The sequence below is a fragment of the Mammaliicoccus vitulinus genome (assembly GCF_029024305.1).
Lineage (GTDB): Bacteria > Bacillota > Bacilli > Staphylococcales > Staphylococcaceae > Mammaliicoccus > Mammaliicoccus vitulinus.
On the sequence record NZ_CP118974.1, the window covers coordinates 2,046,220 to 2,072,021 of the forward strand.

At 31.2% G+C, this 25,802-nt stretch carries 28 protein-coding genes, 1 other RNA gene and 1 pseudogene; 11 read left to right on the forward strand and 19 right to left on the reverse strand.

Annotated features, from left to right (window positions below; all coding sequences use genetic code 11):
* Window positions 1–28: 28 nt before the first annotated feature.
* The 9 genes from PYW35_RS10255 to PYW35_RS10295 all read right to left on the reverse strand — a co-directional run bounded on the left by PYW35_RS10255 (window position 29) and on the right by PYW35_RS10295 (window position 6,935).
* Window positions 29–1,255 carry a DUF4352 domain-containing protein gene (locus PYW35_RS10255; RefSeq protein ID WP_103323421.1) on the reverse strand — a complete coding sequence of 409 codons (1,227 nt, stop codon included), beginning with the start codon at window positions 1,253–1,255 and terminating at the stop codon, window positions 29–31.
* 161 nt (window positions 1,256–1,416) lie between these two features.
* Window positions 1,417–1,953 carry a hypothetical protein gene (locus PYW35_RS10260; protein ID WP_016912225.1) on the reverse strand — a complete coding sequence of 179 codons (537 nt, stop codon included), beginning with the start codon at window positions 1,951–1,953 and terminating at the stop codon, window positions 1,417–1,419.
* A 166-nt stretch (window positions 1,954–2,119) separates the two neighbouring features.
* Window positions 2,120–2,818, reverse strand: a complete 699-nt coding sequence (locus tag PYW35_RS10265; RefSeq protein WP_103323433.1) for an MBL fold metallo-hydrolase — start codon at window positions 2,816–2,818, stop codon at window positions 2,120–2,122.
* A gap of 134 nt (window positions 2,819–2,952) precedes the next feature.
* On the reverse strand, window positions 2,953–3,453 hold the full coding sequence (locus PYW35_RS10270) for a GNAT family N-acetyltransferase (protein WP_103323422.1): 501 nt from the start codon (window positions 3,451–3,453) through the stop codon (window positions 2,953–2,955).
* Between the two features lie 294 nt (window positions 3,454–3,747).
* On the reverse strand, window positions 3,748–4,254 hold the full coding sequence (locus tag PYW35_RS10275) for a GNAT family N-acetyltransferase (protein WP_103323423.1): 507 nt from the start codon (window positions 4,252–4,254) through the stop codon (window positions 3,748–3,750).
* Between the two features lie 92 nt (window positions 4,255–4,346).
* On the reverse strand, window positions 4,347–4,517 hold the full coding sequence (locus PYW35_RS10280; RefSeq protein ID WP_016912220.1) for a hypothetical protein: 171 nt from the start codon (window positions 4,515–4,517) through the stop codon (window positions 4,347–4,349).
* Window positions 4,518–4,627: 110 nt separating this feature from the next.
* Window positions 4,628–5,821, reverse strand: coding sequence for a GTP-binding protein (locus PYW35_RS10285; protein WP_103323424.1), 1,194 nt, complete (start codon window positions 5,819–5,821; stop codon window positions 4,628–4,630).
* A gap of 46 nt (window positions 5,822–5,867) precedes the next feature.
* The gene (gene rpsN, locus PYW35_RS10290; protein WP_016912218.1) at window positions 5,868–6,137 is read right to left on the reverse strand and encodes a 30S ribosomal protein S14; all 270 of its coding nucleotides are present in this window, start codon (window positions 6,135–6,137) and stop codon (window positions 5,868–5,870) included.
* Between the two features lie 246 nt (window positions 6,138–6,383).
* A complete protein-coding gene (locus PYW35_RS10295; RefSeq protein ID WP_103323425.1) occupies window positions 6,384–6,935 on the reverse strand; it encodes an NADH-quinone oxidoreductase subunit J in 552 nt (183 codons plus the stop codon).
* Window positions 6,936–7,187: 252 nt separating this feature from the next.
* Here PYW35_RS10295 and PYW35_RS10300 point away from each other — a divergent pair, with 252 nt between their 5' ends.
* Both PYW35_RS10300 and PYW35_RS10305 read left to right on the forward strand, forming a co-directional pair.
* Window positions 7,188–8,153 (forward strand): arsenic resistance protein, encoded by a 966-nt coding sequence (locus PYW35_RS10300; RefSeq protein ID WP_103323426.1) that lies wholly within the window; start codon window positions 7,188–7,190, stop codon window positions 8,151–8,153.
* Window positions 8,154–8,236: 83 nt separating this feature from the next.
* The gene (locus tag PYW35_RS10305; protein WP_103323427.1) at window positions 8,237–8,734 is read left to right on the forward strand and encodes a GNAT family N-acetyltransferase; all 498 of its coding nucleotides are present in this window, start codon (window positions 8,237–8,239) and stop codon (window positions 8,732–8,734) included.
* 46 nt (window positions 8,735–8,780) lie between these two features.
* Here PYW35_RS10305 and PYW35_RS10310 read toward each other — a convergent pair whose 3' ends face one another.
* Window positions 8,781–9,770 carry a LysM peptidoglycan-binding domain-containing protein gene (locus tag PYW35_RS10310; protein WP_103323428.1) on the reverse strand — a complete coding sequence of 330 codons (990 nt, stop codon included), beginning with the start codon at window positions 9,768–9,770 and terminating at the stop codon, window positions 8,781–8,783.
* Window positions 9,771–9,921: 151 nt separating this feature from the next.
* Window positions 9,922–10,182: a hypothetical protein gene (locus tag PYW35_RS10315; protein ID WP_016912214.1), complete on the reverse strand. Its 261-nt coding sequence runs from the start codon at window positions 10,180–10,182 to the stop codon at window positions 9,922–9,924.
* 220 nt (window positions 10,183–10,402) lie between these two features.
* Between PYW35_RS10315 and PYW35_RS10320 the strand changes: the two genes are divergently transcribed.
* From PYW35_RS10320 to PYW35_RS10335, 4 genes and pseudogenes are all read left to right on the forward strand, one after another.
* The gene (locus PYW35_RS10320) at window positions 10,403–11,662 is read left to right on the forward strand and encodes a Y-family DNA polymerase (RefSeq protein ID WP_103323429.1); all 1,260 of its coding nucleotides are present in this window, start codon (window positions 10,403–10,405) and stop codon (window positions 11,660–11,662) included.
* A gap of 21 nt (window positions 11,663–11,683) precedes the next feature.
* Window positions 11,684–11,878 (forward strand): hypothetical protein, encoded by a 195-nt coding sequence (locus tag PYW35_RS10325; RefSeq protein ID WP_016912211.1) that lies wholly within the window; start codon window positions 11,684–11,686, stop codon window positions 11,876–11,878.
* Window positions 11,879–11,998: 120 nt separating this feature from the next.
* Window positions 11,999–12,250, forward strand: a complete 252-nt coding sequence (locus PYW35_RS10330; protein WP_016912210.1) for a GlsB/YeaQ/YmgE family stress response membrane protein — start codon at window positions 11,999–12,001, stop codon at window positions 12,248–12,250.
* A gap of 645 nt (window positions 12,251–12,895) precedes the next feature.
* Window positions 12,896–13,875: pseudogene (locus PYW35_RS10335) on the forward strand (beta-ketoacyl-ACP synthase 3).
* A 309-nt stretch (window positions 13,876–14,184) separates the two neighbouring features.
* Here the strand turns inward: PYW35_RS10335 and PYW35_RS10340 are convergent.
* Window positions 14,185–14,778: a histidine phosphatase family protein gene (locus PYW35_RS10340; protein ID WP_103323430.1), complete on the reverse strand. Its 594-nt coding sequence runs from the start codon at window positions 14,776–14,778 to the stop codon at window positions 14,185–14,187.
* 115 nt (window positions 14,779–14,893) lie between these two features.
* Here PYW35_RS10340 and PYW35_RS10345 point away from each other — a divergent pair, with 115 nt between their 5' ends.
* On the forward strand, window positions 14,894–15,385 hold the full coding sequence (locus PYW35_RS10345; protein ID WP_103323431.1) for a P-loop nucleotide/nucleoside kinase family protein: 492 nt from the start codon (window positions 14,894–14,896) through the stop codon (window positions 15,383–15,385).
* A gap of 749 nt (window positions 15,386–16,134) precedes the next feature.
* Entirely contained in the window at window positions 16,135–16,986 is an 852-nt protein-coding gene (locus PYW35_RS10350; RefSeq protein WP_103323579.1) for a YitT family protein, read from the forward strand.
* Window positions 16,987–17,875: 889 nt separating this feature from the next.
* Here PYW35_RS10350 and PYW35_RS10355 read toward each other — a convergent pair.
* From PYW35_RS10355 to PYW35_RS10365, 3 genes are all read right to left on the reverse strand, one after another.
* Complete coding sequence (locus PYW35_RS10355; RefSeq protein WP_169925708.1) at window positions 17,876–18,028, reverse strand: hypothetical protein; 153 nt, start codon at window positions 18,026–18,028, stop codon at window positions 17,876–17,878.
* Window positions 18,029–18,051: 23 nt separating this feature from the next.
* Window positions 18,052–18,402, reverse strand: a complete 351-nt coding sequence (locus PYW35_RS10360; RefSeq protein ID WP_103323493.1) for a hypothetical protein — start codon at window positions 18,400–18,402, stop codon at window positions 18,052–18,054.
* A gap of 382 nt (window positions 18,403–18,784) precedes the next feature.
* A complete protein-coding gene (locus PYW35_RS10365; protein ID WP_169925709.1) occupies window positions 18,785–18,937 on the reverse strand; it encodes a hypothetical protein in 153 nt (50 codons plus the stop codon).
* Between the two features lie 126 nt (window positions 18,938–19,063).
* Here PYW35_RS10365 and PYW35_RS10370 point away from each other — a divergent pair, with 126 nt between their 5' ends.
* From PYW35_RS10370 to PYW35_RS10380, 3 genes are all read left to right on the forward strand, one after another.
* Window positions 19,064–19,684: a LysE family translocator gene (locus PYW35_RS10370; RefSeq protein ID WP_103323494.1), complete on the forward strand. Its 621-nt coding sequence runs from the start codon at window positions 19,064–19,066 to the stop codon at window positions 19,682–19,684.
* Between the two features lie 228 nt (window positions 19,685–19,912).
* The gene (locus PYW35_RS10375; protein WP_204107848.1) at window positions 19,913–21,217 is read left to right on the forward strand and encodes a TrkH family potassium uptake protein; all 1,305 of its coding nucleotides are present in this window, start codon (window positions 19,913–19,915) and stop codon (window positions 21,215–21,217) included.
* Window positions 21,218–21,334: 117 nt separating this feature from the next.
* A complete protein-coding gene (locus tag PYW35_RS10380; protein ID WP_103322548.1) occupies window positions 21,335–21,523 on the forward strand; it encodes a hypothetical protein in 189 nt (62 codons plus the stop codon).
* Window positions 21,524–21,696: 173 nt separating this feature from the next.
* Here the strand turns inward: PYW35_RS10380 and ssrA are convergent.
* From ssrA to PYW35_RS10400, 4 genes are all read right to left on the reverse strand, one after another.
* Window positions 21,697–22,052: a transfer-messenger RNA gene (ssrA, locus tag PYW35_RS10385) on the reverse strand.
* 78 nt (window positions 22,053–22,130) lie between these two features.
* Entirely contained in the window at window positions 22,131–22,592 is a 462-nt protein-coding gene (smpB, locus tag PYW35_RS10390; RefSeq protein ID WP_016911932.1) for an SsrA-binding protein SmpB, read from the reverse strand.
* A gap of 16 nt (window positions 22,593–22,608) precedes the next feature.
* Window positions 22,609–24,948, reverse strand: coding sequence for a ribonuclease R (gene rnr / locus PYW35_RS10395; RefSeq protein ID WP_016911933.1), 2,340 nt, complete (start codon window positions 24,946–24,948; stop codon window positions 22,609–22,611).
* Window positions 24,949–24,985: 37 nt separating this feature from the next.
* Window positions 24,986–25,726 (reverse strand): alpha/beta hydrolase, encoded by a 741-nt coding sequence (locus PYW35_RS10400; protein ID WP_016911934.1) that lies wholly within the window; start codon window positions 25,724–25,726, stop codon window positions 24,986–24,988.
* Between the last annotated feature and the right edge of the window lie 76 nt (window positions 25,727–25,802).

The following is a 25,802-nucleotide window of genomic DNA, read 5'->3' on the forward strand; positions in this document are numbered from 1 at the left end:
CTACTTCTAATATATTATTTTATTTCAACTAACGTTCTTCAGATGAGTTTGAGTCACGTTGAGATTGTTTCGGTTCAGCTGCTCTATCTCTCTCTTTTTGGGCTGCTTGTTGCGCTGCACGTTCTTTTTCTCTTTGGGCTGCTTGTTCTTGTTGTTGCTGTTGTTGCTTTTCACGTTCGGCAGCAGCTTGTTCTTCACGTCGGTTCTGTTCAGCTTCTTGCTCTTGTTTAGCTTTTTGTTGCTCAGCTGCTTTGTCTTTGGCAGCTTGTTCTTCAGCTGCTTTATCTTCAGCTGCTTGTTGCTTTTCGTCTTCAGCCGCTTTATCTTCGGCTGCTTTGTCTTTCGCTGCTTGTTCGTCTTCAGCTTTTTTATCGGCTTCTTCTTGGTGTGCTTTCTCATCTTCGGCTGATTTTTTATCTGCCTCTTCTTTAGCCGCTTTATCTTTAGCGTCTTGTTGACGTTTTTTCTCTGCTTCGTCTAATTTTCTCTGTTCTTCAGCAGAATTATTAGGCTGTTGAACTGTATTTTGTTCATAAGTTTGTGGCTCTTGTGGTGGCGCTTCTTCGCTCGTTCTTCCACTATTCAAGTCTTCTTTAATATCTTTTTTTGCGATATTCCAGTTTGCTTTATATGTTTTCTTAGATGGTTTAATGTCCATTTCCACTTGATATTTATCCGTATCCACTACATCATAATATAAATAACTAGAACCAGATTTCCCTTTATCTAGTTGATGTTGAAAACCGCCTTTATTATCTTTCATACCATTAAATTGCGGTTGTACTTCACCATCAATTGTTAATTTAAAATTAGAATTATCAATAAACTTTTTATCTTTTTCTAAATTTTTGAATTTATAATTGATTTTTAATATTTTGCCATTTTGTGAATATGAATAGCCGTCATCAGGAAGTACAAACTCGGCTTTAGTAACTGTCACTTCTAAACCGTCTACGATAATTTTGTCACCAATCTTTAAATCTTTTAAGTCTTTTTTAGGTGTATCAGATATATGTTTCACTTGCTTTGGCTTGTCTTCTTTAAATAATTGATCATATGAATACTCTTTATCAAAAGATAAACTTACAAAAATAAAAACAAAACTAATAACACCAATTACGAATAGTAAAATTGTACTTACTAAATAGCTACTATACTGTTTTTCTTTGGCATATTTTACTACTGTGATAACCAAAGTAGTAATAAAGGCGATGGATATAATAACCCATAATAACGCAAAAAGTATACTACTCATCTTTTCTCTCCTTTTTCGATTGATTAGTCATTTTATCATAGCATGAATTATTAAAAATAATAGTGTAAAACTAAATTATCACTAACTATTATTGACCATTTAAAATATCAATTAAAAAAACAGGTAGAAAAAATTGTTTCTAACCTGTTTCATCAATTTAATTATTCTTCTAATCTTTCAAAAGTTAATTCATATAAATCTTTATCATCTAAATTTACAAAATTATCGATAGAGATTCTATATTCATTAGATGAACGCTTTTTAGAAACTTGACCACTATATTTTAATTCAATCGTCATATTTGTCTCATAAACATTATTTTCAATCGTATCACTAAATTCAGTGAACACTTTTTGATTAATAGGAATCAAATAAAACTGATTGTTAGGTAAAATATTAACCATCTTTCGTTGAAGAACTTCATCACCATTTAATTTTAGAACCACTTCAATATCCTTTGCAGATCCTCCACCTAAATTCAATAATTTTAATGCAGTGTTTACATACTCATGGTCTGAGGCAGTTAAATTCATCACCTTAATACCATTTTTCTTCTTTTCCAAAATAATTTGGTCAAAAGATAAATAAGGGATAAAAGATATTTTAATCTGACGAATTTGTATCATAACAGAAATGAAATATAAAATGGCCATAATAAATGTACCTATTGAACCAACAGCTTGAATAACATTAATCATACTTTCACCTCTCAATAAAACCTTGTTATACCCTATACCCATTTCAAGGCTCGTAAATCATATAAATTATAAAAATTATAATTTATAACGATAGTAGTGAATCATACATAAAGTTAAAATACCGTCTTAAGAAATACGTATGTCTTAAGACGGTTATGCTTTACGTTTATTTATTTGAGTGATCTTCTAACAAACCGCCATGGAAACAATAATATTTATCAGCATTTAAGTCTTTTATTTTCTTCAAAGAGTGCTCCGCTTCTTCAAGATTCATACTATATTTAGGGTTAGCAACAACTAATTTTTCTCCTTCTTTAACAGCAGCATCGCCAGTAATGGCACTATTAATAGACTGAATATATAATGAAATATGGCCAGCTGTATGACCAGGTGTTTGTACAACTTCTACCTCATTATTCAATATCATTGCACCATCCGTTACTTTTATATCAACATCGACATGTTCCAAAGCTTCTAATGTTTGTACAAATGCTTCACCAAATGGTTTATCTTTTTCAGACATGTCCTTTAATAAACCCTCAGCTTGAATCAACCTTTCAGATTTTTCCATACCACTTATATATTTAGATTCTAAAAAACTACTTATAATTTGGACGTGAGGATATTTATCTTTAAAAGCTTTTAAAGCACCAATATGATCATCATCGTAGTGCGTAATAATGATGTTCTGTAGATTTTTAATATCGTAGCCTAAACCATTAATTTCCTGCTCGATTTTAGACATAAAACCAGGATACCCCGTATCAACAAGTGTGAGTTCTTCGTCTAAAATAATAAGAGAAGGATGTATTTCATACTCAGTGCCTTCATACTCAAACTGTATATTTAATTGCTCTATTTTAATAGGCATGCATAACCCTCCTGATTGCATCTGTCTTTAACTTTATTTTAAGTTAATTATGTAAGTTTATAAAGGAATGTGACAAGACAAAAAAGGTTCGAGTACTGTTTAACGAGTACCGAACCTTTTTACCATGTTTAATATTCTTCTTTTAGAATGCTATAAATTAACGAATCTCTATAACCATCTTTTAATTTAGTGTCTTGTCTTAAGATGCCTTCGTGTTTCATACCTAGTTTCTGTAAGACGATTTCTGAGGCTGTGTTGCGTATATCTGTTGATGCCCATATTCTGTTCAGTTTAAGTACTTTAAATCCATACTTAATAATTGTTCGTCCGATGTCTGTCGCTATACCGTTACCCCAATATTCTGGATGTACGATATAACCAATTTCTCCGCTTTGATTTTTTGTATCGCTGATCAATTGTACAGCCCCGATAACTTTATCTGTATCTGCATCGACAATAACATTGTACATCCAATTTTCATCTCGGTTTAATAACATGTCTACAAATGCTTCAGTTTCTTCATAAGTTTGTGGTTCCCATGACTGATATTGACTTACTTCAGGTAAGGCAGTATATGCATGAATATCTTCTATATCTGAACGTTTCAAATCTCTTAAATAATAATCCATTATATATCCTCCAATTGGTTTACGTAATTCCATGATTGGGATTATCTTATCATAATTTCCATTTATACAAAACTATTCTTATAAGTTTACTCAACTATTGGCATTAAAAAGCATGAAGTCATATAACCTCATGCTTTTTCTTATATTATGTAGCTTGATTGAAAGTATTTATATAGAAATTTTGCGTTTTCAAATCATTATATTTATTGAACAATCCATCTTTTTTCTGTCTTAATTTGTTGTAATTTCAAATCGCATCATATCTTCATCGTAATAATCAATTCCATCACTCCATTATTCACTAAAATAATATACGTTACCTTCTCCGTCGTAATCGTCAAATTCCGGTTGATATTTAAGTCCTAATGCTTCAGCTGTTTTGATTGATGGTATATTTTCCCTTTTAGTTAAAGCGACTATTTTATATTGATTTTCGGTGATTTCTTTAACGTGTTCTATTACTTTTCGACTTGCTTCTGCTACGAGTCCTTGTCTTGTTTGAGCCGCTTCTATTCTATAATAAATATTCAAATAGGTTTGCCCTTTTATATTTTTATATTGTAATCCGCATATACCAAATGGTTGGTAGTGATCTTTTTTGATTAACACGTAATAACCAAAACCGTGGTCTTGATAATGTTTAATCCATCCTGATAATGTTTTTTTCAATTCTTCAACAGTTTCTACAGGTCCAGCTGGATTATACTTTTGATTTAATGGATCATGATGGACTTCAAATAGTTTATCTAAGTATGTATAAGCTGGTGGTATGAGTTTAATTCTTTCCGTTTCTAAAATCATCTAACAACCTCCTTAACACAATTTTATTTATTTTATATCATATCACTAAGTATAAAAAATACCCACCGATTTTGGTAGGTATTCCTCAAAAATTATTTGTTTATCGTTTTCTTTTTATCTATTTTATTCATTGCCATGTTTATATATTTAGAATAGTCTTTTCCACTTTTTGCTCTATATTTATCATTTACTTTGTGTAAAGTTTTTTCTAATTTACCGCTTTTAACTAAGTAATTCAAACCTTTTTCAAGATTTTTGTTCATCAAATCTCCTCCTTCCGATAGCTTTAAACTTATCACATAATGACTTTCAAACCTAAAGAAAGCACCCTTTATACAAAAGGATGCTTTCTTTAACTTCCATTATTGCTTATTTATGATAACTGCCATTCATATGGGTCATGCAACTGAGACCAATCTGCATCTATTTCTTGTGAATCAACTAAACATTTATCTAGTGATTTCGTTATTTCATCTACGTTTAAATCACTGCCAATAATAACAAATTGTGTCTCTCTATCACCATATTCAGGATCCCAATTTTCTTTTACTTCTGGTCTAGCATCTAGTATTTCTCTTTTTTGTTCTTCTTTCATTGCATCTACCCAATATGTAATGGGATGTATGTTTACAAAGGATCCTGCTTGTGAAAATAAACATGCTACATGATTGTACTGTGCTAACCAAACAATACCTTTTGCTCTAATAATATTGTTCTGCATATTTTCCATCCATTGATTAAATCTTTCTGCATGAAACGGTAGCCTTCTTTTATAAACAAAAGATGAAATACCATATTCTTCAGTTTCTGGAGTATGACTGGCATGACCACCTTCAGTCAATTCCTTTATCCATCCAGCAGATTGACTCGCTTTTTCATAATCAAATGAACCAGTGTTCACGACTTCATTTATTGCTACATCTGCAAATCTTGTTTTAATGAATTTAGCAGCTGGCTGCAACTTTCTCAAAATAATTTCTAGTTGCGCTAAGTCTTTTTCTTCTACTAAATCTACTTTATTCAAAATTAAAACGTCACAAAATTCTATTTGATCAATTAATAAGTCAGAAATAGAACGTTCATCTTCTTCACTGACACCTTGATCTCTATCTTTCAACAAGTCTTCTGAATACATATCATTAACAAATCTATGAGCATCAACAACTGTTACCATTGTATCTAAACGACATATGTTCGTTAAATCAATACCTGATTCATCATCTATATATGAGAACGTTTGAGCGACAGGTTCAGGTTCTGAAATACCTGTTGACTCTATAACGATTTGATCTACATCTCCACGTTTGACGATTTTTTCAACTTCTATAAGCAAGTCTTCTCTTAAAGTACAACAAATACAACCATTGGATAACTCGACTAGCTTCTCATCTGTTCGAGAAATACCGCCACCTTCAATTACTAAATCTTTATCTATATTAATTTCACTCATATCATTAACGATTACAGCGATTTTTAAACCTTCTCGATTTTTCAAAATATTATTCAACAGCGTTGTTTTACCAGAACCTAAATAACCACTCAACACTGTTACAGGTACTTTGTTCAAAGTGCTTTCCCCCTATTTTATATATTTATCCCATAAAACTTAAACTTTACCAACTCGATTTTTTCAAGCCCGGTATTTGACCTTTATGTGCATAGTCTCTTAAAGCAATTCTAGACATACCAAACTTTCTATAAACACCTCTTGGTCTTCCAGTCACTTGGCATCTGCGTGTGATACGTGTAGGAGAAGCATCTCTAGGAAGTTTCTTCAAACCTTCATAATCTTTGTTTGCCTTTAACGCTTCACGTTGTTCTCGATACTTCTCTACCATTTGGATACGTTTTTGTTCTTTTGCAATTTTTGATTTTTTTGCCATTTTTAATGCTCCTTTTTTATTTATTCATGAATAAGTTGAAATAAATTAAGCCAACAAAGTTAAGTTGGCTTGGAATCGTCTATTAAAGTAAGTAAAGTAGTCTCTTCATCTCTCGGAGGTAAATCGTAATGACTACGTTTTAACTATAATACATGAATTTATATTTGGCAAGTAAAAAATATATCTTTTTCTTTTTAGTATCATTTCAAAATAAAAACGCCACCTCATCTGAGGTGGCGTTCAAGACTATTCAACTTTCCATACATTTAAACCATGTAATTGGCTATTGGCATCATATTTCAAATCTTCTTTACCATAAAAATTATAAGTTTGCCCTTCTTTTAAATTTTTATGGTCATAATCTATAATAAAATAAGAAGCTTTGTCTTTACCGTTACCTTTTGTAACTTCAACAACCTTGTTTCCAACTTCACTATTACTTATTTTATTAACCTTAGCATTCGTTATTTTTAATAATTGATTATGATCATACGTTTCATGATTGAATTTATCATAATCGATTTCTTTAGAATGATTCATTTTGTTTTGCTCATATTCGTTCACTTGAGCCTCAGCAACATGACCATTAAATTTTAGTTTCGAATTACTATCTTGTACTGGCTCAGTTGAAACCACTGCCACAGCACAACCTAAAAGTAAAAAGAATAATACAATGGTACTTAGCAATGGAACCCTGAACCTAGTATTTCTAATCGCTTTAACTACAGTCGTGCCTAACATCACACTAAAAGCTATTAATACTAAAATTCCTAAGACGCTAAATATTAAGCTTCCCATTTTCATTACTCCCTTGATTTATTATCTATCGTATTGGTACATAATAGAACACCTTTACGAATAATTCATCTATTTTGTTTCAGTATTCGAAATAAATTAAAGAGTAGGATTCTTTTGGAAGCGTTTTATATCATGACCCATATACCCTGAACCAAGTTAATAGAAATCACAAGATATTCTCCATCTCTATTTGAATTAATCAGTACAACATATTATGATTTATAGGAATACAGGTATCTACAGGAGGTTTTTATGTTCCGTTTAAAATTATGTTTAGAGGATCATCAAATTTATATTTATATCGTTTTTATATTTATCGGTATTTTTTGTGGTCTCTTTTTTGAACATACTCAGCAAATTTTCGAGCCTTCGATTTCAGTTCTCATCGCTATTTTAATGTTTGGGATGTTTGCTCAAGTACCATTTCTATCTTTACGGAATAAATTATTGAATTTCAGATATATTTTCGCACTTGTTTTATCAAACTTTTTATTAATTCCTGTTCTCGTTTTTTTACTGGTTACAGTTTTTAATATTACTTCTACACCGCTTCTTATTGGTATTTACTTAGTCTTGCTGACGCCATGTATTGACTATGTCATTGTATTTACGAAGTTAGGGCATGGTAATGCGGAATACATGTTGATTTCTACACCGATATTATTTGTTTTACAAGTTATTTTGCTACCTATTTATTTTTTTATATTTTTAAATCAAGATTTCTCCCAATATATTGATATTAAACCTTTCTTGGAAACCTTTATATTATTGATTGTTTCACCTTTGTTAATCGCTATTATATTGCAATATTTAAGTAGAAAATCTAATAAAATGATGAAGGTCTTAACTTTATCAGAATGGATCCCTGTACCGTTTATGGCGTTCGTATTAATGTCGGTTATAGGCTCACAAATCACAAAAATCCTTTCTGATTTACATGTCGTATCGTCAGTTGCACCTATCTACATATGCTTTATGATTTTAGCGCCTTTTATAGGTAACTTTTCAGGAAAGATGTTCAATTTACCAGTAGATTTGAAGCGGACATTGGCTTTTAGCTCAAGCACGCGAAATGCATTAGTTGTCTTACCGTTAGCTTTATCTCTACCTAGCCAGTGGTCAACGATTGTAACTACAGTTATCGTGACGCAAACGCTTGTCGAACTTATGAGTGAACTCGTTTATATTAAGCTGATTCCTAAATTTATCATTATCTAACATTTAACAGCTGTGGTATTTCTTGGTTATTCACTTAAATAATGTAATACTATGGTTAATTAGAATTTTATAGGAGTGGAACTTTGAAACTAAGAGCATTAGAAATTACTGATTTACCGTTTGTCCATGAATTAAATAATGAATATTCAATTATGTCATATTGGTTTGAAGAACCTTATGAATCTTTAACTGAACTTCAATATTTGTTTGATAAGCATCTGTTGGATGAGTCTGAAAGAAGATTTATTGTGGAAGACGAAGATTCCATTGTAGGTATTGTGGAATTAGTGGAAATCAATTATATTCATCGTAATTGTGAAATTCAAATCATTATTAAACCTGAGTTTAGTAGCAAGGGATATGCTAAATTTGCCTTTGAAAAAGCAACGAGTTATGCTTTTGACATTTTAAACATGCATAAGCTTTATTTATATGTTGATACTGATAATGAAAAGGCTATTCACATATATAAATCACAAGGTTTTAAAATCGAAGGTTTATTAATAGAACAATTCTATACTAATGGAAAATATAAAGATGCATATATTATGGCATTGCTGAAGTCTGAATATATTTTATAATAAAAAAAGCTGGAACAAATTATCAATTGTTCCAGCTTCTTTCACTTCATTTCATTTTTAAAACTTGTCCTACTGTTAATTCATTTGAACTTAAGTCATTGAGTTCTTTAATGTTATCTACACTTACACCGCTTCTTTGAGAAATATTGTATAATGTATCGCCTGAAGCGACAGTATGTGTATCGCCAGTAATGGTATCACTTGCTTCGTTTAGCTGATTATAATGTTTTTGTACGAGACTATAAAATTGATCCATATCATAACCCCATTGACTAAAGTAATTAATCGGGTCAGTATGATCAGTTCCTCCATAATATTGACTAATAGCATTATGGCTAATAACTGTACCTGTTCCTCCGTTATGATCTGCTAATGATGGTTTAAGTCCATTTTGATCTAACATTTTAGCTGTTAAGTACGCTTGATTGTTTACAGACTTCGCAAATTGATCGAAAGTACTAGATTGTGCCAACTCTATTTGATAGAAATAAGGATTAGCCTTTGCACCAGCACCCCATGCTAAATAATCACTTGATGCTGTTTGAACAATTTTACTGCTACCTGCATAAGCATGAACAAAAGCACTTTCATAATTATTATACATATAATTAATTTCTTCATCGATGGTACTATTTGGATTCGCCGTCTCATGAATCACCACACCGATAAATTTATCTGACTTATAATCATATTTCGGTAAACTGTTCATTCTTGTATCTTGTGTAATTGCTGAAGGCTTAATATTATTTTGGTCAATATAACCATTTACATTTTGATAAGCTTCATTCGTATTCCTATTTGTTTCTAGCTCAGTTGATTGATGTTCTGCAACTTTATTATGTAATTTTAAATCTTCATCCGTTAATAAATTTGTAAGTTCTTTTGGCTTCATCTTTTGTGCTTGTTCAAAACTAATTGATTTGCTTGTGTTCTCAGTCTGTTCATTACTTTTCTCTTCAGCATTAACATAGAAACTAGATTGAGAAAGTAATAAGCTCGATGACAATATTAAAGCTGTTCCAAACTTATACTTCATCATTATCCCCCTTTAAATTTTATTGTTACATTGTATTACAAAATATAATTAATTCATACGGTTGAAGAATATTTCATCATATTAAATATTGATTACAAACAATTAAGGCAGTACATACTTATTAAAGAATGTACTGCCTTAGATTGTTCTTTTAAAACACACCAAATATATTTCCTATTAACCCCGCAAACGCTATTAATATACCCATGCCAGATAAGACCGAAGTAATAACCATCTTTCTATTTTTCTTATTCGTTTCATTTATTCCCTTTTCAAGATTGTTCATTGAGATAGTAATCTTATCTTGTATAATATCCGGCAATCGATCTATCTTACCATTCAAAGTATCAAAGCGCTCATCAACCCGCTTCTCAAACTGTTCAAATTCATTTCTAGTTATAAAATCTGACATCAATGTCACCTCCAGCAGTTTTTTATATTACTCATATTTTATTACCGTAAAATATGATTGTCAACAATTTAATAATGTTTATTAGGTTGTAGTTTAAATGCTATTTACTCAATATATGAATCCGCTATTATAAATACATTACTTTTTATACGACTTTTCTCTTTACAAAATAGAACGTATGTTCGTATAATAAGAGTACTATATGACTGGGGTGATTTTTATGTATGACTACAGTTATTGCTTAAATCGTGATATTTTATGTGTCGATTTGAAGAGTTTCTTTGCATCTGTATCTTGTATTGAAAAAGGGCTGGACCCTTTAACGACGAAACTTGCTGTCGTTGCTGATACAAAGCGCCCAGGTTCTGTCGTGCTTGCTGCTACACCACCATTAAAAGCAATAGGTATTAAAACTGGATCTCGTTTATTTGAAATACCTCAACGCAAAGATATTTATATTATTAATCCATCCATGAAAAAGTATATTCAATTATCAACTCAAATTAGCAAAATTGCTTTAGACTATGTCGCACCCGAAGATTTTCATCAATATAGTATAGATGAGTTTTTTATGGATGTTTCTGAATCTTATCATTTATTCGCGCATTCTCCTTTTTCATTAGCTATGCAACTTCAAGAGCGCATATTTAATCTTGTCCATATTCGCAGCACAATAGGAATCGGATCAAATTTATTACTCGCTAAGCTGTCTATGGATATTGACGCTAAGCATACACCTCTTGGTATATCAGAATGGCGTTACGAAGATGTACCTGCCAAATTGTGGTCAATTCAACCTTTGCGAGAAATGTGGGGCATTAATAGACGTACTGAAGCTAAACTCAACAAGAAAGGCATATTTACAGTTGGTCATTTAGCAAACTACCCTGTTGAATATTTGAAGCGGGATTATGGTGTGATTGGAGTCGATTTACATTTACATGCTAACGGAATAGATGAAAGTATGATTAGACAACCTCATCAAGCATATGACAAATCTTTAGGTAAATCTCAAATACTTATGCGTGATTATAGTATGAATGAACTTAAGACTGTATTAAACGAACAAGTAGATGAAGTATATTATAGATCTCGAAAGCTAAACTTATACCCCACTCGGATAAGTGTTAGCGTTGGTTATGCTGATATGGGTGGTGTTCGCAAACAATTTACAAATAAGACTGGTTTTATGAATACTTATGTCATCGTGAATTTATTATGGGATTATTTATCTCAACGATTAGAACCTGATCGTCTTTATCGAACGATTACTATTTCATTTGGTAAGTTTATTCCTAATCAAATTAAGCAGCTATCTTTATTTGATGATCCATTTCAAGTTAAGACAGAAACGATAGAAAATCATTTGGATTTTATACGTATGAAATATGGGAAAAATATTGTTATGCGCGGTTCAAGCTTATTAAACAGTGGTACATTACGAGAAAGAAAAGGTTTAATCGCAGGTCATAAAGCTTAATATTGTAGTGAGGTGTCATGTATGAAAAATCTTAAAATAGATTGGAACAATGAATTTATTGAATATCAAACTTTATTATATAGTGGTGTCAATCCTGAATGGTTCTATGCTTGCATTAGAAATGAGGTCTTAGTTCCTGCATATACTGGACAAGGGAAACAATATTTTTGGACTAACGACATCCTTAAAGCTGACAAAATTATTCCTATTTACTAAATAATTCCCAAATAAATACCTTGATTGTGTATTTTTACCAACATATATTTTATAAAAGTGTTTAACGTCTCTTCTCTTTGGATATATATATAAAGAAATCAAACATAGGAGGTAATTATTATGGGCTTTATATTAATGTTAATCGTCGGTGGTTTAATCGGCTGGCTAGCAGGCGTTATTTTAGGTAAAGATGTTCCAGGTGGTATTATCGGGAACATTATCGCTGGTATAATTGGTTCAGCAATTGGTGGATCATTATTAGGAGATATGGGACCAGTAATTGGCGGAATTGCTATTATTCCAGCATTAATTGGTTCAATTATCTTAATCTTAATACTTTCATTTATTTTAAAAGCAATCAGAAAAAAATAGAATGCAAAATAAATGTTAGTATATAAGCATACTAACGTATTAAGAGTCTGGGACATTAACATCCTAGATTAATGTAAAAGAGCGCAAATTCTTGTTTTTAAAGAATTTGCGCTCTTTTTACTTTATCTTTTAAGTCTTCGTGCGAATTATCTTCACTATTTTGTAAAATACTAGATAAACTGGAAACACCTCACAAAAAATTGTGAGGTGTTTCTTATATTACAATATACGAATAAATATTTTTTCAAAACCACTCTAGGTAAATAGCTTTGTAATAATAAAATACCCGGCATAATTATTACTTAAACATAATTTTAATAAAAATTTTAATAAAAATTAATAATCCTAGGTATTAATTAACCTTTATTTGTACCTTTGTTAAATAATTTACGAATCATTCTAAATATAACAACTGTACCTATATATCTTAGAATACGTTTTAACACGTTCCCCATCTAAATCAACTCCTCACACAATATACTTTCGCTAGGTTATTCACCTTTCTCAATTCTATTACCCCATAATTGATATTTGTACACATCACAATATACAATCAACTTTTCATCCCCTACTTTATAATCAAGTATTAATATGTAATAATATGACTAGGTACTAAATTCAAATTGATAAAATAAGGTGATAAAAATGATTTCAAATGCAAAAATAACTGCTCAAGGCGCTTATGTTCCTAAAAATATAATGAACAATCAAGATTTCGAAAAAATTGTAGACACATCCGATGAATGGATACAACAAAGAACTGGAATTATCGAACGTAGAATTGCCCAGAACGATGAATATACAAGTGATCTTAGTTATAAAGCCGTGCTAGACTTACAACAAAATTACAATGTTGATTTAAGTGATGTTGATATGATTATCAATGCAACATTAACACCCGATTATAAAACACCAAGTGTTGCATCATATATTCAAGCAAAATTAGGCATCAAAAATAGTGGCGCAATAGATGTTAATGCAGCTTGTGCAGGATTTACGTATGGCTTAAATATAGCAAATGGCTTGATTACTTCAGGTCAAAGTAAAAAAGTTTTAGTCATAGGTTCGGAAACATTATCAAAAATAACAGATTATACAGATAGAAACACATGTATTCTATTTGGAGATGGAGCTGGTGCATTTTAGTAGAATATTCCGAGAATGATCCTAGTTTCATAGCAAGTAGTTTTGGTTCTGACGGAGATAAAGGTTCACATTTATACTGTTCGAACTTATCTAAAGAAATGTTTCATGAAGATTTAGATAATCCAGGTTTTGTCGTACAGAATGGTAGAGGTGTTTATAAATGGGCTGTAGGAACAGTTCCTAAAATTATCCAAGACACATTAAATAAATCAAAATATACAATCGATGATTTAGATTGGTTTGTACCACATAGTGCCAACTCAAGAATGATTGAATCAATCTGCGACAAATCCAATATTCAAAAAGAACAAGCTTTAATGAGTCTTGCATACTATGGCAATACATCTTCTGCTACAATACCGTTATCTATTAACCGTGCAATTTCAGAAAACAAAATTAAAAAAGGTGACCTTCTACTATTAGTAGGATTTGGAGGAGGATTAACTTACTCATCCTCTTTAATTAAATGGTCAATATAGTATTACAAAAAGAATTTGGGACATAAATACCAACTTAAAATAAATCATCCAATCCGTTGGAATCATTTTCGGATTGGATGATATTATATTTCTGATTTTATAAAGTGCTGACGCCCGGGGGAATAGTATGCCGCGCGCGACTACAGGCTCGAGCCATACCCCCAGGCAAGCATGCACTTTACAAAATTATTATAGTTTGGGACATTTATGCCCAAGACTCTTTTAAGTAAATAACAGATAAGATAAAAATACTATAATCGAACTTAACAACGTAAAAAACAATACAATTTGAGCATGTAACTCATACTCCTAAATTTCACCTATTCGATTATATTGAGATAAATGATTGATTTGATTATATTCAAGTATTTCCACTTTATCGTCTGACATTTTCAATGATGTAATGCCACCATTTGTGAGCTTAATCTTACCTGTACCTATTTCTCCATTAGAATAATGATATAAAATCGCATTGATAAATGCTCCATGTGATACGATAAGCACGTTTTTATTGTTATATTTCTGATGCACTGTATCTAACCCTTTGAAAAATCGTGCTTTAATACTTTCGTCTTCTTCTTGGTTAGGATAAATACGATCAGGATATAGTTCTAAACGTTCAACGAGCGTCATGCCTTCAGCGTCACCGAATGATAATTCTATAAATTCTTCCATTTCAATCAACTCTACATTAAGCTTCTCTCTAACAATTTCCGCTGTATCTTTCGCTCTTTTTAAAGGACTCGTTATAATGCAATCTATATTTAAATTGGATAAAAATTCACTACTCTCTTTAGCTTGACGGACACCATTATCATTAAGCTGAATATCCGTTCTACCTTGAATTCTTCCCATAACATTCCAGTCCGTTTCACCGTGTCTTAAAAAATAAATATTTGTCATAACCATGGCCTCACTATAAATTATTTTGAATTTAATTGTATCACTTATAAAATGACACTTCACGAGATTATATGATATAAAAGAATGATATACAAATAAATCGGAGGCACACAATATGACTAAGTATGGTACATTGTATTTTTTTGCAGGAAAAATGGGCGCGGGAAAATCAACAAAAGCAAAACGAATTGCAAAAGAAAATAACGCTGTATTAATATCAGAAGACGAATGGTTAGAAACGCTTTACCCTACTCAAATTCACTCATTCGAGCATTACTTAAAATATTCAAATCAAATTAAACCATTAATTAAAAGTCATGTCCAAAGCATATTAAAAACTGGAACAGATGTAGTCATGGACTTTCCAGGTAACACGGTCGAACAAAGAAGATGGTTAGTAGAAATCTCTTCCGATATACAAACGAGTCATCAATTAATCTTTTTAAACTTATCAGACGACCAGTGCATCCAACAAATTAAGAAGAGACGCGACGAAGATCCGAGTAGAGAGCACTTTGACACAATCGAAATGTTTAACCATGTATCCAAATTCTTTAAAGCTCCAAGCGAAAATGAAGGATTAAATATTAAGGAATTAAATCAATAAAATCACTCATACTCATTGTTTTCACGGTGTTCTTATATATTTAATCTTTTCTATTAATAAGTTTATAATATACTTTTTCTAAAAGGATACTTACTAAAACTATAATAATTAATAAGGAACCGAATCCTAATAAAGATCCGAATTTATTGTAAATTTCAAAATAATTATATGAAAATAAAATCATAAATAAAATTACTAATCTAATTATTATAAATGGAATACTTTTATTCATTATGGACTCCTTTTGTTTTAGGGTGTGTGTTCTTGTCATCTCTATGTTCTATATACATTCCTATCACTACAAATATTAAAAGTGAAAGCACTCTTAAGAGCGCACTGTGATTAACGATAAATGATATAAAAATTCTCCCTAATATTTTTGACTTCGCATATATTGTAAACATATAATTAAAATAATTGAAATAGTATTTTGTATAAAAGAAGAAAAAATGGAAAAACTATATATGAAAGTTTTGAATTTCTTGGTAATTATTAGTTTTCTATTTTGTATAAATGGACTTTTTATTCAAAATCACAACTTAAATACAACAATTAATGTTTTATTGCTTATCTTAATAATAATCACTTTTGTGATAACGTTAATTTATGCAAAATATAAACAGAACTCATGAAAATGTTTCATCTTTCTTTCCTAAATCACGATGGTCTATCTCATCATGAACCTTTTTATGTGATTTTCATAAAAATCATGTCATAATAATACGTGGCAATTTTAAAGGAGGAAATTTATGAAACAAAAAACAATGTTTATTATCAGAATTTTACTGATCATTATTGGGGCGTTTATTACTGCTTACGGTCTTGAATCTATTCTTATTCCTAATAATGTATCTGATGGTGGCGTAACGGGTATTAGTATTGTAAGTTCTACATTATTAAATTTACCTTTAGGTATTTTGATTGGTATTCTAAATATACCTTTTGTTTGGTTAGGTTATAAACAAATTGGTAAAAAGTTCGCATTTTTATCTATTATAGGTATTTTATCTTTATCAATTTTCACTTCAATTATGCACAACATTCCTACTATTATTGAGGGAGATTCTTTATTAGTAACAGTAGTTGGTGGTGTGATTATCGGTTTTGGTATGGGGTTAGCACTTAGAAATGGTGGCGCTCTTGATGGTATCGATATGTTAGCTGTATTATTATCGAGAAAATTACCTTTTGGAACGAGTGATTTAATTTTATTCTTAAATTCATTTGTATTTATTTTAGTTTCAACGGTATTTGGTTTAAAAGGCGCTATTTTATCTTCAATTGCTTATTTCATCGCATCTAAAGTGATACATATTATTGAAGAAGGATTTAGTGGTTCTAAAACATTCAAAATCATTTCAAGTAATCATGAAACTTTAATTACTGAGATACAAACTAAATTAGGTAGATATTGTACATACTCAGTGATTACAGCTAGTGATATGCAGACTCAGTTAACAGAAGTGACATGTCTAATTAATAGACTTGAAGAACAAAAATTAAAAGAAATTATTAACACTGTTGATCCTAAAGCTTACATTGCTATATATGAAACAGCTGATTATCATGTTGGTAATATTAAAAAAGAAGACGTACATTAAGATTTAATAAAGTGCATGAGACATAAATGTCCTAGAAATTAAAAAACAGTAGAAATTCATTATTAAAAATGAATTTCTACTGTTTTTCTTATTTAAAGTCGTTTATATTTTTAAGTACATGCCGTATGTTGCAAGACTCACTAAACAAGCAACATAGAACGGCTGTATGTTGCAAGACTGGCTAAACAAGCAACATAGAACGTCTGTATGTTGCAAGACTTACTAAACAAGCAACATAGAACGCCTGTATGTTGCAAGACTCTCCAAACAAGCAACATAGAACGTCCGTATGTTGCAAGACTCACTAAACAAGCAACATAGAACGTCTGTATGTTGCAAGACTCACCAAACAAGCAACATAGAACGTCTGTATGTTGCAAGACTTACTAAACAAGCAACATAGAAGCTCTGTATGTTGCAAGACTTACTAAACAAGCAACATAGAAGCTCTGTATGTTGCAAGACTTACTAAACAAGCAACATAGAACGCCTGTATGTTGCAAGACTCTCCAAACAAGCAACATAGAACGTCCGTATGTTGCAAGACTGGCCAAACAAGCAACATAGAAGCTCTGTATGTTGCAAGACTTACTAAACAAGCAACATAGAAGCTCTGTATGTTGCAAGACTTACTAAACAAGCAACATAGAAGCTCTGTATGTTGCAAGACTCTCCAAACAAGCAACATAGAACGTCCGTATGTTGCAAGACTCTCCAAACAAGCAACATAGAACGTCCGTATGTTGCAAGACTCTCCAAACAAGCAACATAGAACGTCCGTATGTTGCAAGACTCACTAAACAAGCTACATAGAACGCCTGTATGAATAATATAATTTTAAATCCACCTGTAATTCTTTCCAAAAAAAATAAAACACCTTTACGATGTTTTAATCGAATATCTTAAAAATAAATTTTGCAATCCTCGCAATTGTTCTTGGTATTACAAAGAATACACCTTTAATAAGTTCTCCAATGAAAAAGAATACATCTAAAAAATCTCCAAATGTAATGGGCTTTCTTTTCTTTTTGTTATCGTTCATACATTCTCCTTTGATTTACCGTATTAATGTATAGATATAAAATCAACTATATAATTGAGTCCTGTTATGAATATATAAAATGTATAAATTAACGTAGCAAGAATAAAAATCGACGTAAATATTTTAATCTTAGATCCCTTTTCTCTATATACGAAATAAATAACAATAAACATTGTCATTAAAGAGATATAAGCTAGTGCTACAGCTGTAAAAGTACCTGCTGAGTTATGTTTATAATTAAATTGACTTGTCATCCAAGAATCATAGAATATATCCTTAACGCCTATATGATTAGTATAGATATCAAAACCAATTCCTAATAAAATAAATAAAGCCTCACAGATAAATACAATCCAAAAAATTAAAGCTTTCATTTAATCACCTTTTATATAAATACTATTACAAATTAATTAATAAAAATCAAGGTAATCAAAATAGAATGCTAGAAGTTTTAATCGTTCTTCATGATGATACTTGTGATAAAATAATAATAATAAATTAAATTGAATTTTTTAGAAGAATCAGTTGGAGGAAATATGTACTTATTATGTGGCATTATCATAACATTAGTCGGATTGCTAGTAATAATATGGGAAGGAAAAAGCATCTTTAACATATTTCTATTTTCATTCGGCGCCCTATTAACGCTATTCACTATACTAAAGTTTGTATTTGAGACGTTTGTTCGATGACCTCATTCTCATATTTAATATAAAAAAAGCTAGTTATGTTATCATAGCTAGCTTTAATATATTCTTATCTATTTTTTTCAATCCCACCGCTTTTATATGCAAAATATAATAAAGCAAAAACAGAAAACCATAAAGGTGGTACAACTAAAGATACAAAAACAAAACCAAGTATCATACTTAACCACATTGAATCTATTCTATATTTACCTATCTTCATCAAATCACCTATTCTTATATAGATTAACTCTTATGAATTATATCATTTTTAAAAATAATGTAGTTATTTTCATAATTTTCTGTTATATTGTTTAGAATAAATCATCAACAAAGAGGTGTAGCATATATGGATAACTGGTTAAGTTTCATTGTCATAGCATTAATGATCATCATCATCCCTGGCCCTGATTTCTTTATAGTGTTGAACAATACACTTAAAGGAGATGCTAGAAATGGCATTATGGCAGGTTTAGGCATATCAAGCGCCCATGTCTTTTATTCTGCTTTAGCTGCTTTTGGTTTAATCTTTATTTTAACATCTTCATATTATGTTTTTACTGGTATTAAAATTTTAGGTTCTATTTATATCGCTTATTTAGGTGTTAAGTCCATATTAAATGCTAAGAAGACATTTAATATAACCACCCATCCAACAGGTCCATCACAAGTTAAACTGACTCTATCTTATAAGCAAGGATTTTTAAGTACAATTTTTAATCCTAAAGCAATCCTATTTTACGTCAGCATTTTACCTCAATTTATTACAAAACAAGACGGATCAATGAAGATAATCATGTTGTCTTCACTATTTATCTTAACAGTGTTTGTATGGTTCTTCTTGTGCAGCTTCTTATTCAATTACATAAGACAATTATTCAATAACCATAAATTCAAATCCATACTAGACTATGCAATCGGTACCGTACTGATAGGCTTAGCAATCAGTATATTTAAATTAGAGAAATAAAGATCATTAATTTCAAATAACAAATACAAGCTCTTAACCTTAACAGTTAAGAGCTTGTTTCTTATCCATTCAATATTTTCACTTATACTTCACTTATAAATATTTCGAAATTCACGCTGTGTGTTAAGTGTTAATCTCTATAAATAATGTGTAAAATATCATATTATAATTGCCTTTCTCTCTATATAGGACTAATATCAACTTATCTCATATATAAGGTGATGTTAAATGAACACTATATCTAAGTTAACTATGCTTTATCTTACACTGTTTATAACTACGACAGTTATTGGTTCTATACTACTTTATTTACCCATGACTGGAAGAAAATCAATCAGCTTTATAGATGCATTTTTTATAGCTACTAGTGCATTTACTGTAACTGGCCTTTCAACAGTAGATATTCCTAGTCAATTTAATGATTTAGGCTACTTAGTTATAATATTGTTAATTCAGATAGGTGGTATAGGAATTGTTACATTAACGATTTTTATTATGATTTTTACAAGAAAGAATATAACTTTCAAAAATAGAGAGTTACTAATGTATACATGGAGTATAGATAATGATTCTGGCTTATTAAAAATAACGATACACCTTGTAATATTTAGTTTCATTGTGGAATTACTAGGCGCTCTTATTCTGTCGCTAGTGTTTATACCAGACTTCGGGATAGTTAAAGGAGGATTTCTTAGTTTATTTACATCTATTTCATCATTTAACAACGCAGGTTTCTCACTATTTTCAAATAGCCTTATACCCTATAGCAATAACTTCATAGTCAATATAATCGTTCCATTATTAATTATCATCGGTGGTATTGGATATATTGTTATTGTAGATTTATGGCGATCTAATCGTATAAGCAAGTTAAAACTACATTCAAAAATTGTACTCACTACTACGAGTATATTAATTTTTGTCGGAGCTATATCATTTTGGTTAATCGAAAAAAATAATACTTTAAAAAATGATAACTGGATTGTTCAAGTGTATAAATCTGTATTTCAATCAGTGTCGACAAGAACTGCTGGTTTTAACACCGTAGATATAGGTCAATTACATGACTCCACACTTTTTATATTCGATTTGTTAATGTTCATTGGTGCAGCACCTATGAGTACCGGTGGTGGAATTAAAGTAACTACCTTAGCAATAATAGTGGCTTATTTATACGCACAATTAAAAGGTCAAAAACATACCCATATATTTAAAAAAAGTATTATGGCTGAACAAATTAGTAAAGCGATCATAATTTGTTTTTTATCAAGTACTTTAATTTTCTTATCAACATTAATCATATTGATTGAAAGTCCAAATTTGAACATGACGAAAGTATTATTTGAAACAATATCAGCCTTTGCGACTGTAGGTCTTTCAACCGGTATTACTGCAGACTTAACTTCTTTATCTAAAGTAATACTCATACTTTTAATGATAATTGGTAAAATAGGCGTACTTATTATTGTTTATATTTTTATACGACCCAAAAAAGAAAGCTATTATTATTCAAGTGAGAAAATAAATTTATAAGAACTTTTATTTTTCTAATTCTATCATTCTTATAACTTACTCATATAGTTTTATACTATATAAAATGAATCTTATTAAATATATTCTATATGTTATAATGTTTTAAGGGGGTGTGTTATGAAAAAAGTAATCATGTTTATACTAAGTTTATTTTCTTTACTATATGTCTTAAATTTATTCTATAATGCCTTATTTAATGATAAACCGCTCAATCCTGTTACAACTACAATACTTATTGGTGTTGTTATTGGTGTCGTTTATATTCTAATAAGCGACTATTTAAAGAAGAAACAAGAAAAAGAATAGAAATCTCATGTTATAGATGAGGTCAGACTGCCAACTAGTTCACTTTAAGTGAACTAGTTGGCAGTTTTTTAGTCTCAATTATATCTATGCGTTCAGCGTTCTAAAAGTTAATACTGGGGCAATACTGGGGCAATAAAAATAAAAAGCCCTCAACCACTAGGGCTGAGAGCTATATATGGAGACGGCGGGAGTTGAACCCGCGTCCAGAGATCCTGATACAAATGCTTCTACGTGTGTAGTCTAGTCGTTAAGGGTTCGCGTTGAATCAGGAGACTGACACCCTGTTACAACGCTAGTTTGATTAATCTCTTCTCGTCAGACTTCAAACGGCAGTGACGAGCGTATCCTACTTAATTTGAATCACGTTAACAGCACATAGGTGATGCTGTTAGGCGATGCAGAGTGCTATTAGGCAGCTACTGCTAAGTTATCTTGTTTGCCAGTTATTATACTGTTGTGTTGATGACGAAGACAACCCTCCGACACGCTTCATAAGCTCGGGGACCCCTGTCGAATCCGTAACGTCCCCTCGATAAGAAATATACTTCTTTTTATCAGAAGTATATTTAATCTTAACAATTTTTGATTGATTTATCAATATAATTGTTTAATATCTTTGTTTCATTGCTCTTTCAACGTCACGTTTTGCTTCTTTTTCTTTCAATGCATGTCGTTTATCATAGTCTCGTTTACCTTTAGCTACACCTATAAGTACTTTACAGTAACCGTGTTTAATGTAGAGTTTAAGCGGTATTAATGCATACCCTTTTTCTTTTGTAACACCCAAAAGTTTATCGATTTCTTTTCTTTTTAAAAGTAATTTACGATTTCTTAATGGCTCATGATTAAAACGGTTACCTTCTTCATACGGTGCAATATGCATGTTGTAAACGTACATTTCTCCGTTGTATACGCGTGCATATGCATCTTTTAAGTTTGCACTACCTCGGCGAATGGATTTGATTTCAGTACCTTGAAGTACAATACCCGCTTCAACCGTATCTTCTATTGTGTAATCATGACTTGCTTTACGATTTTGCGCTAATGGTTTGCTCTGAACTTTTGGCACATCCATCACCTACTTTCTATTTTTTATTGCGTCTCGCTTTATTTTTTACAGCTTTAGCTTTGTAATAAGGCTTTTTGTCTTTATTACCTTGATTACCGCCTTGCTTGCCTTTAGGTCCACCTTTTTTACGGTTATTAGGCTTCTCTTCTTCTTTAGTTGTACCACGTTTTTTAGCTTTGATTGTTTTTTCTCTTGCTAATCTTTCTCTATTCTTCTCAGCTATTGGCATACCTACAACTTGGAAGTCTATCATTCTTTCATCAACATTAACATTGATCACTTTAACTTCTACTTTATCACCAATTCTAAATACTTTAGCTTGGCGTTCACCTATGATAGCCATGTTGCGCTCATCAAAGTTATAATAATCGTCAGTTAAGTTAGACATGTGTACCATACCTTCAATTGTGTTCTCTAATTCAACGAACATACCGAAGTTGGCTACTGAACTGATAATACCAGTAAATACTTCTCCTACATGTTGGATCATGTATTCTGATTTTTTCAGATCATCAGTATCGCGTTCTGCATCAATTGCTCTTCTTTCACGCTTAGATGTGTGATCAGCAATATCAGGTAACATTTCTTCCCAATGTCTAATTTGTTTACTGTTCATAGACTTATCGATTAAATATTTACGTATCAATCTATGAACGACTAAATCTGGATATCTTCTAATAGGTGATGTGAAATGTGTATAATAATCAGCTGACAAACCGAAGTGTCCTAAATTATCTTCACTATATCTTGCTTGTTGCATACTTCTTAACATCAATGTAGAAATAACCATTTCTTCTTTTTGTCCAGCTACTTCTTCTACAATTTTCTGTAAAGTTGATGGATGAATATCTTCACTAGACCCTTTAACAGAAAGTCCGAAGTTAGCAATAAATTCAAAGAATCGCGTTAGTCTTTCTGCTTTTGGATTTTCATGGACACGATAAATAAATGGCACTTCAAGTTTACTGAAGTGTTCAGCAATCGTTTCGTTAGCAGATAACATAAAGCTTTCGATTAATCTTTCTGCATCATTTCTTTCTCTCACTTTAATATCAGTTGGTATACCATCTTCGTCGACTAGCACTTGTGCTTCTTTAATATCAAAATCAATTTCACCACGTCTTTTACGTTTAGCGATTAATTGTTGTGATAATTGTTGAGCTAAATCGAGCATTGGTGTAATTTCAGCATATTGATTTCGGATTTCTTGATCGTTATTTTCAATAATTGAATTTACATCTGTATAAGTCATTCTATAATCTGAGTGGATTACACTTTCGAAAATATCATGTCTTACAACTTCACCTTGTTGGTTAATTTCCATTCTACAACTTAAAGTTAATCTGTCTTCATTAGGATTTAATGAACATATACCATTACTCAATCTGTGTGGAATCATTGGAATGACTCTATCTACAAGGTAAACACTTGTTGCTCTATCGTAAGCTTCTTTATCTAATTCACTATTCTCAGTAACATAGTAACTTACATCAGCAATGCTGACTGTAAGCTCTGTTAAACCATTATCAAGAGGTTTAATAGATACTGCATCATCTAAGTCTTTAGCATCTGCGCCGTCAATTGTGATAGTGAGTTCGTCTCTTAAATCACGTCGACCTTTTATTTCACTTGGTTGAATTTGATCTGGCACGTTTTCTGCTTCCGCAATAACATTGTCTGGAAATTCGATGTTAATACCGTGTTGATAAATAATAGATAAAATATCAACGCCTGGATCATTTTTATGACCAAGAATCGCCTTCACTTGTCCTTCTGGATTATGTGTTCCATCAGCATATTCAGTAATTTCTACTAATACTTTATGCCCTTCAATGGCACCAAGATTTTTACCTTTAGGAATAAATAGGTCTTGAGTAATACGTTTATCATCAGGTAACACGAAACCAAAATGCTTAGCTTCAGTATAAGTACCTACGACTTGCGTAATATTACGTGTTGTAATAGCTTTAACTCTTCCTTCTATTTTCCCTTTATGATCCCCGCGAGATGGCACAACTTCTACTAATACTTCGTCACCATCCATCGCTTTATTAATTTGATTAGGTGGAATGAATATATCCTCGATTGTATCATCTACAGGTCTTAAAAATGCAAAACCTTTTTTGTGTTGACTTAATGTACCTTTAACAAGATCTGATTTGTCTCTTGTCTTCTTATATCTATCCGTCTTTGTTCTTTCTAGTTGACCCGTTTGTTCTAAATCAACTAGAACTTTAATTAATTCTTTAAATGAATCGGCATTATTGAGTCCCATTACATCTTGAAATTCACTTACTGTCATAGGACTATATTCTTTTTCATTGATGATTTGTTCAACTTCTTCTCTTAGATTCATAGCGGGCCTCCTTTCTCGTTTATATTATTATTATGTCTTATTCGGACCAATCTAATGATTCTAAGAATTGATGTACATCTTCGAATACTTTTTCTTTTTCTTGTCCGATTGTTATAACATGACCAGATTCTTCATACCATTTAATGTTTTTATCGTCTGAAGAGGATTCATTGTAAATAACATTAGCAGAATCAGGGTTAATCATTTTATCTAGTTTACCTTGAACTACAAATAAAGGATCAAATACTTCATCAACTTGATCTCTTACACCTTGAATGACTTCCTGTAATTCAGTCAAAGTATTCGTAGGATGAAATTGTTTCATTTCCTGCTCGATTTGTTCAGGTGATTTTCCTTCATACTTTTTAAATTCTTTGGCGTAATCTAATACACCTTCAAACATTGTGCCTTCAGTTTTTATATACATAGGAGAGCACATTGTTACAATACCTTTTACATCTCTTTTTAAACTTAATTTTAAACTAAAAACGCCACCTAATGAAAGCCCTGCTACCGCTATTTCAGTATACCCTTTTTCTTCCAAGAAATCATAGGCATCTAAACATTCTTTAAACCACACATATGGGCTTGATTCTAATATCTCTTCAGGAGGTCTACCATGACCTTCATAATGCGGTGCATATGATGTATATCCTTTTTTCTGTAAATAACGTCCTAGTTGTCTAACATCTGATGAATTACCTGTGAATCCATGTAAAAGTAGAACTGCTCTTTTTCCTTCTTCAAAAAAGAAAGGTTTAGGTAATTGAATTCTCATGATCGACCATCCTTTAACATAATCTAGTTCTATTGTATCGTTTTTTTACTTGTAAACAAACAAAAAAGTCCGACAA

Bases quoted from the DNA above. Each gene is read 5' to 3' on its own strand.
- PYW35_RS10255 (WP_103323421.1), bottom strand. From the start codon at position 1,255: ATGAGTAGTATACTTTTTGCGTTATTATGGGTTATTATATCCATCGCC.
- PYW35_RS10260 (WP_016912225.1), bottom strand. From the start codon at position 1,953: ATGATTAATGTTATTCAAGCTGTTGGTTCAATAGGTACATTTATTATG.
- PYW35_RS10270 (WP_103323422.1), bottom strand. From the start codon at position 3,453: ATGGATTATTATTTAAGAGATTTGAAACGTTCAGATATAGAAGATATT.
- PYW35_RS10275 (WP_103323423.1), bottom strand. From the start codon at position 4,254: ATGATTTTAGAAACGGAAAGAATTAAACTCATACCACCAGCTTATACA.
- PYW35_RS10280 (WP_016912220.1), bottom strand. From the start codon at position 4,517: ATGAACAAAAATCTTGAAAAAGGTTTGAATTACTTAGTTAAAAGCGGT.
- rpsN (WP_016912218.1), bottom strand. From the start codon at position 6,137: ATGGCAAAAAAATCAAAAATTGCAAAAGAACAAAAACGTATCCAAATG.
- PYW35_RS10295 (WP_103323425.1), bottom strand. From the start codon at position 6,935: ATGGGAAGCTTAATATTTAGCGTCTTAGGAATTTTAGTATTAATAGCT.
- PYW35_RS10300 (WP_103323426.1), top strand. From the start codon at position 7,188: ATGTTCCGTTTAAAATTATGTTTAGAGGATCATCAAATTTATATTTAT.
- PYW35_RS10310 (WP_103323428.1), bottom strand. From the start codon at position 9,770: ATGAAGTATAAGTTTGGAACAGCTTTAATATTGTCATCGAGCTTATTA.
- PYW35_RS10315 (WP_016912214.1), bottom strand. From the start codon at position 10,182: ATGTCAGATTTTATAACTAGAAATGAATTTGAACAGTTTGAGAAGCGG.
- PYW35_RS10320 (WP_103323429.1), top strand. From the start codon at position 10,403: ATGTATGACTACAGTTATTGCTTAAATCGTGATATTTTATGTGTCGAT.
- PYW35_RS10325 (WP_016912211.1), top strand. From the start codon at position 11,684: ATGAAAAATCTTAAAATAGATTGGAACAATGAATTTATTGAATATCAA.
- PYW35_RS10330 (WP_016912210.1), top strand. From the start codon at position 11,999: ATGGGCTTTATATTAATGTTAATCGTCGGTGGTTTAATCGGCTGGCTA.
- PYW35_RS10340 (WP_103323430.1), bottom strand. From the start codon at position 14,778: ATGACAAATATTTATTTTTTAAGACACGGTGAAACGGACTGGAATGTT.
- PYW35_RS10345 (WP_103323431.1), top strand. From the start codon at position 14,894: ATGACTAAGTATGGTACATTGTATTTTTTTGCAGGAAAAATGGGCGCG.
- PYW35_RS10350 (WP_103323579.1), top strand. From the start codon at position 16,135: ATGAAACAAAAAACAATGTTTATTATCAGAATTTTACTGATCATTATT.
- PYW35_RS10355 (WP_169925708.1), bottom strand. From the start codon at position 18,028: ATGAACGATAACAAAAAGAAAAGAAAGCCCATTACATTTGGAGATTTT.
- PYW35_RS10360 (WP_103323493.1), bottom strand. From the start codon at position 18,402: ATGAAAGCTTTAATTTTTTGGATTGTATTTATCTGTGAGGCTTTATTT.
- PYW35_RS10365 (WP_169925709.1), bottom strand. From the start codon at position 18,937: ATGAAGATAGGTAAATATAGAATAGATTCAATGTGGTTAAGTATGATA.
- PYW35_RS10370 (WP_103323494.1), top strand. From the start codon at position 19,064: ATGGATAACTGGTTAAGTTTCATTGTCATAGCATTAATGATCATCATC.
- PYW35_RS10375 (WP_204107848.1), top strand. From the start codon at position 19,913: ATGAACACTATATCTAAGTTAACTATGCTTTATCTTACACTGTTTATA.
- PYW35_RS10380 (WP_103322548.1), top strand. From the start codon at position 21,335: ATGAAAAAAGTAATCATGTTTATACTAAGTTTATTTTCTTTACTATAT.
- rnr (WP_016911933.1), bottom strand. From the start codon at position 24,948: ATGAATCTAAGAGAAGAAGTTGAACAAATCATCAATGAAAAAGAATAT.
- PYW35_RS10400 (WP_016911934.1), bottom strand. From the start codon at position 25,726: ATGAGAATTCAATTACCTAAACCTTTCTTTTTTGAAGAAGGAAAAAGA.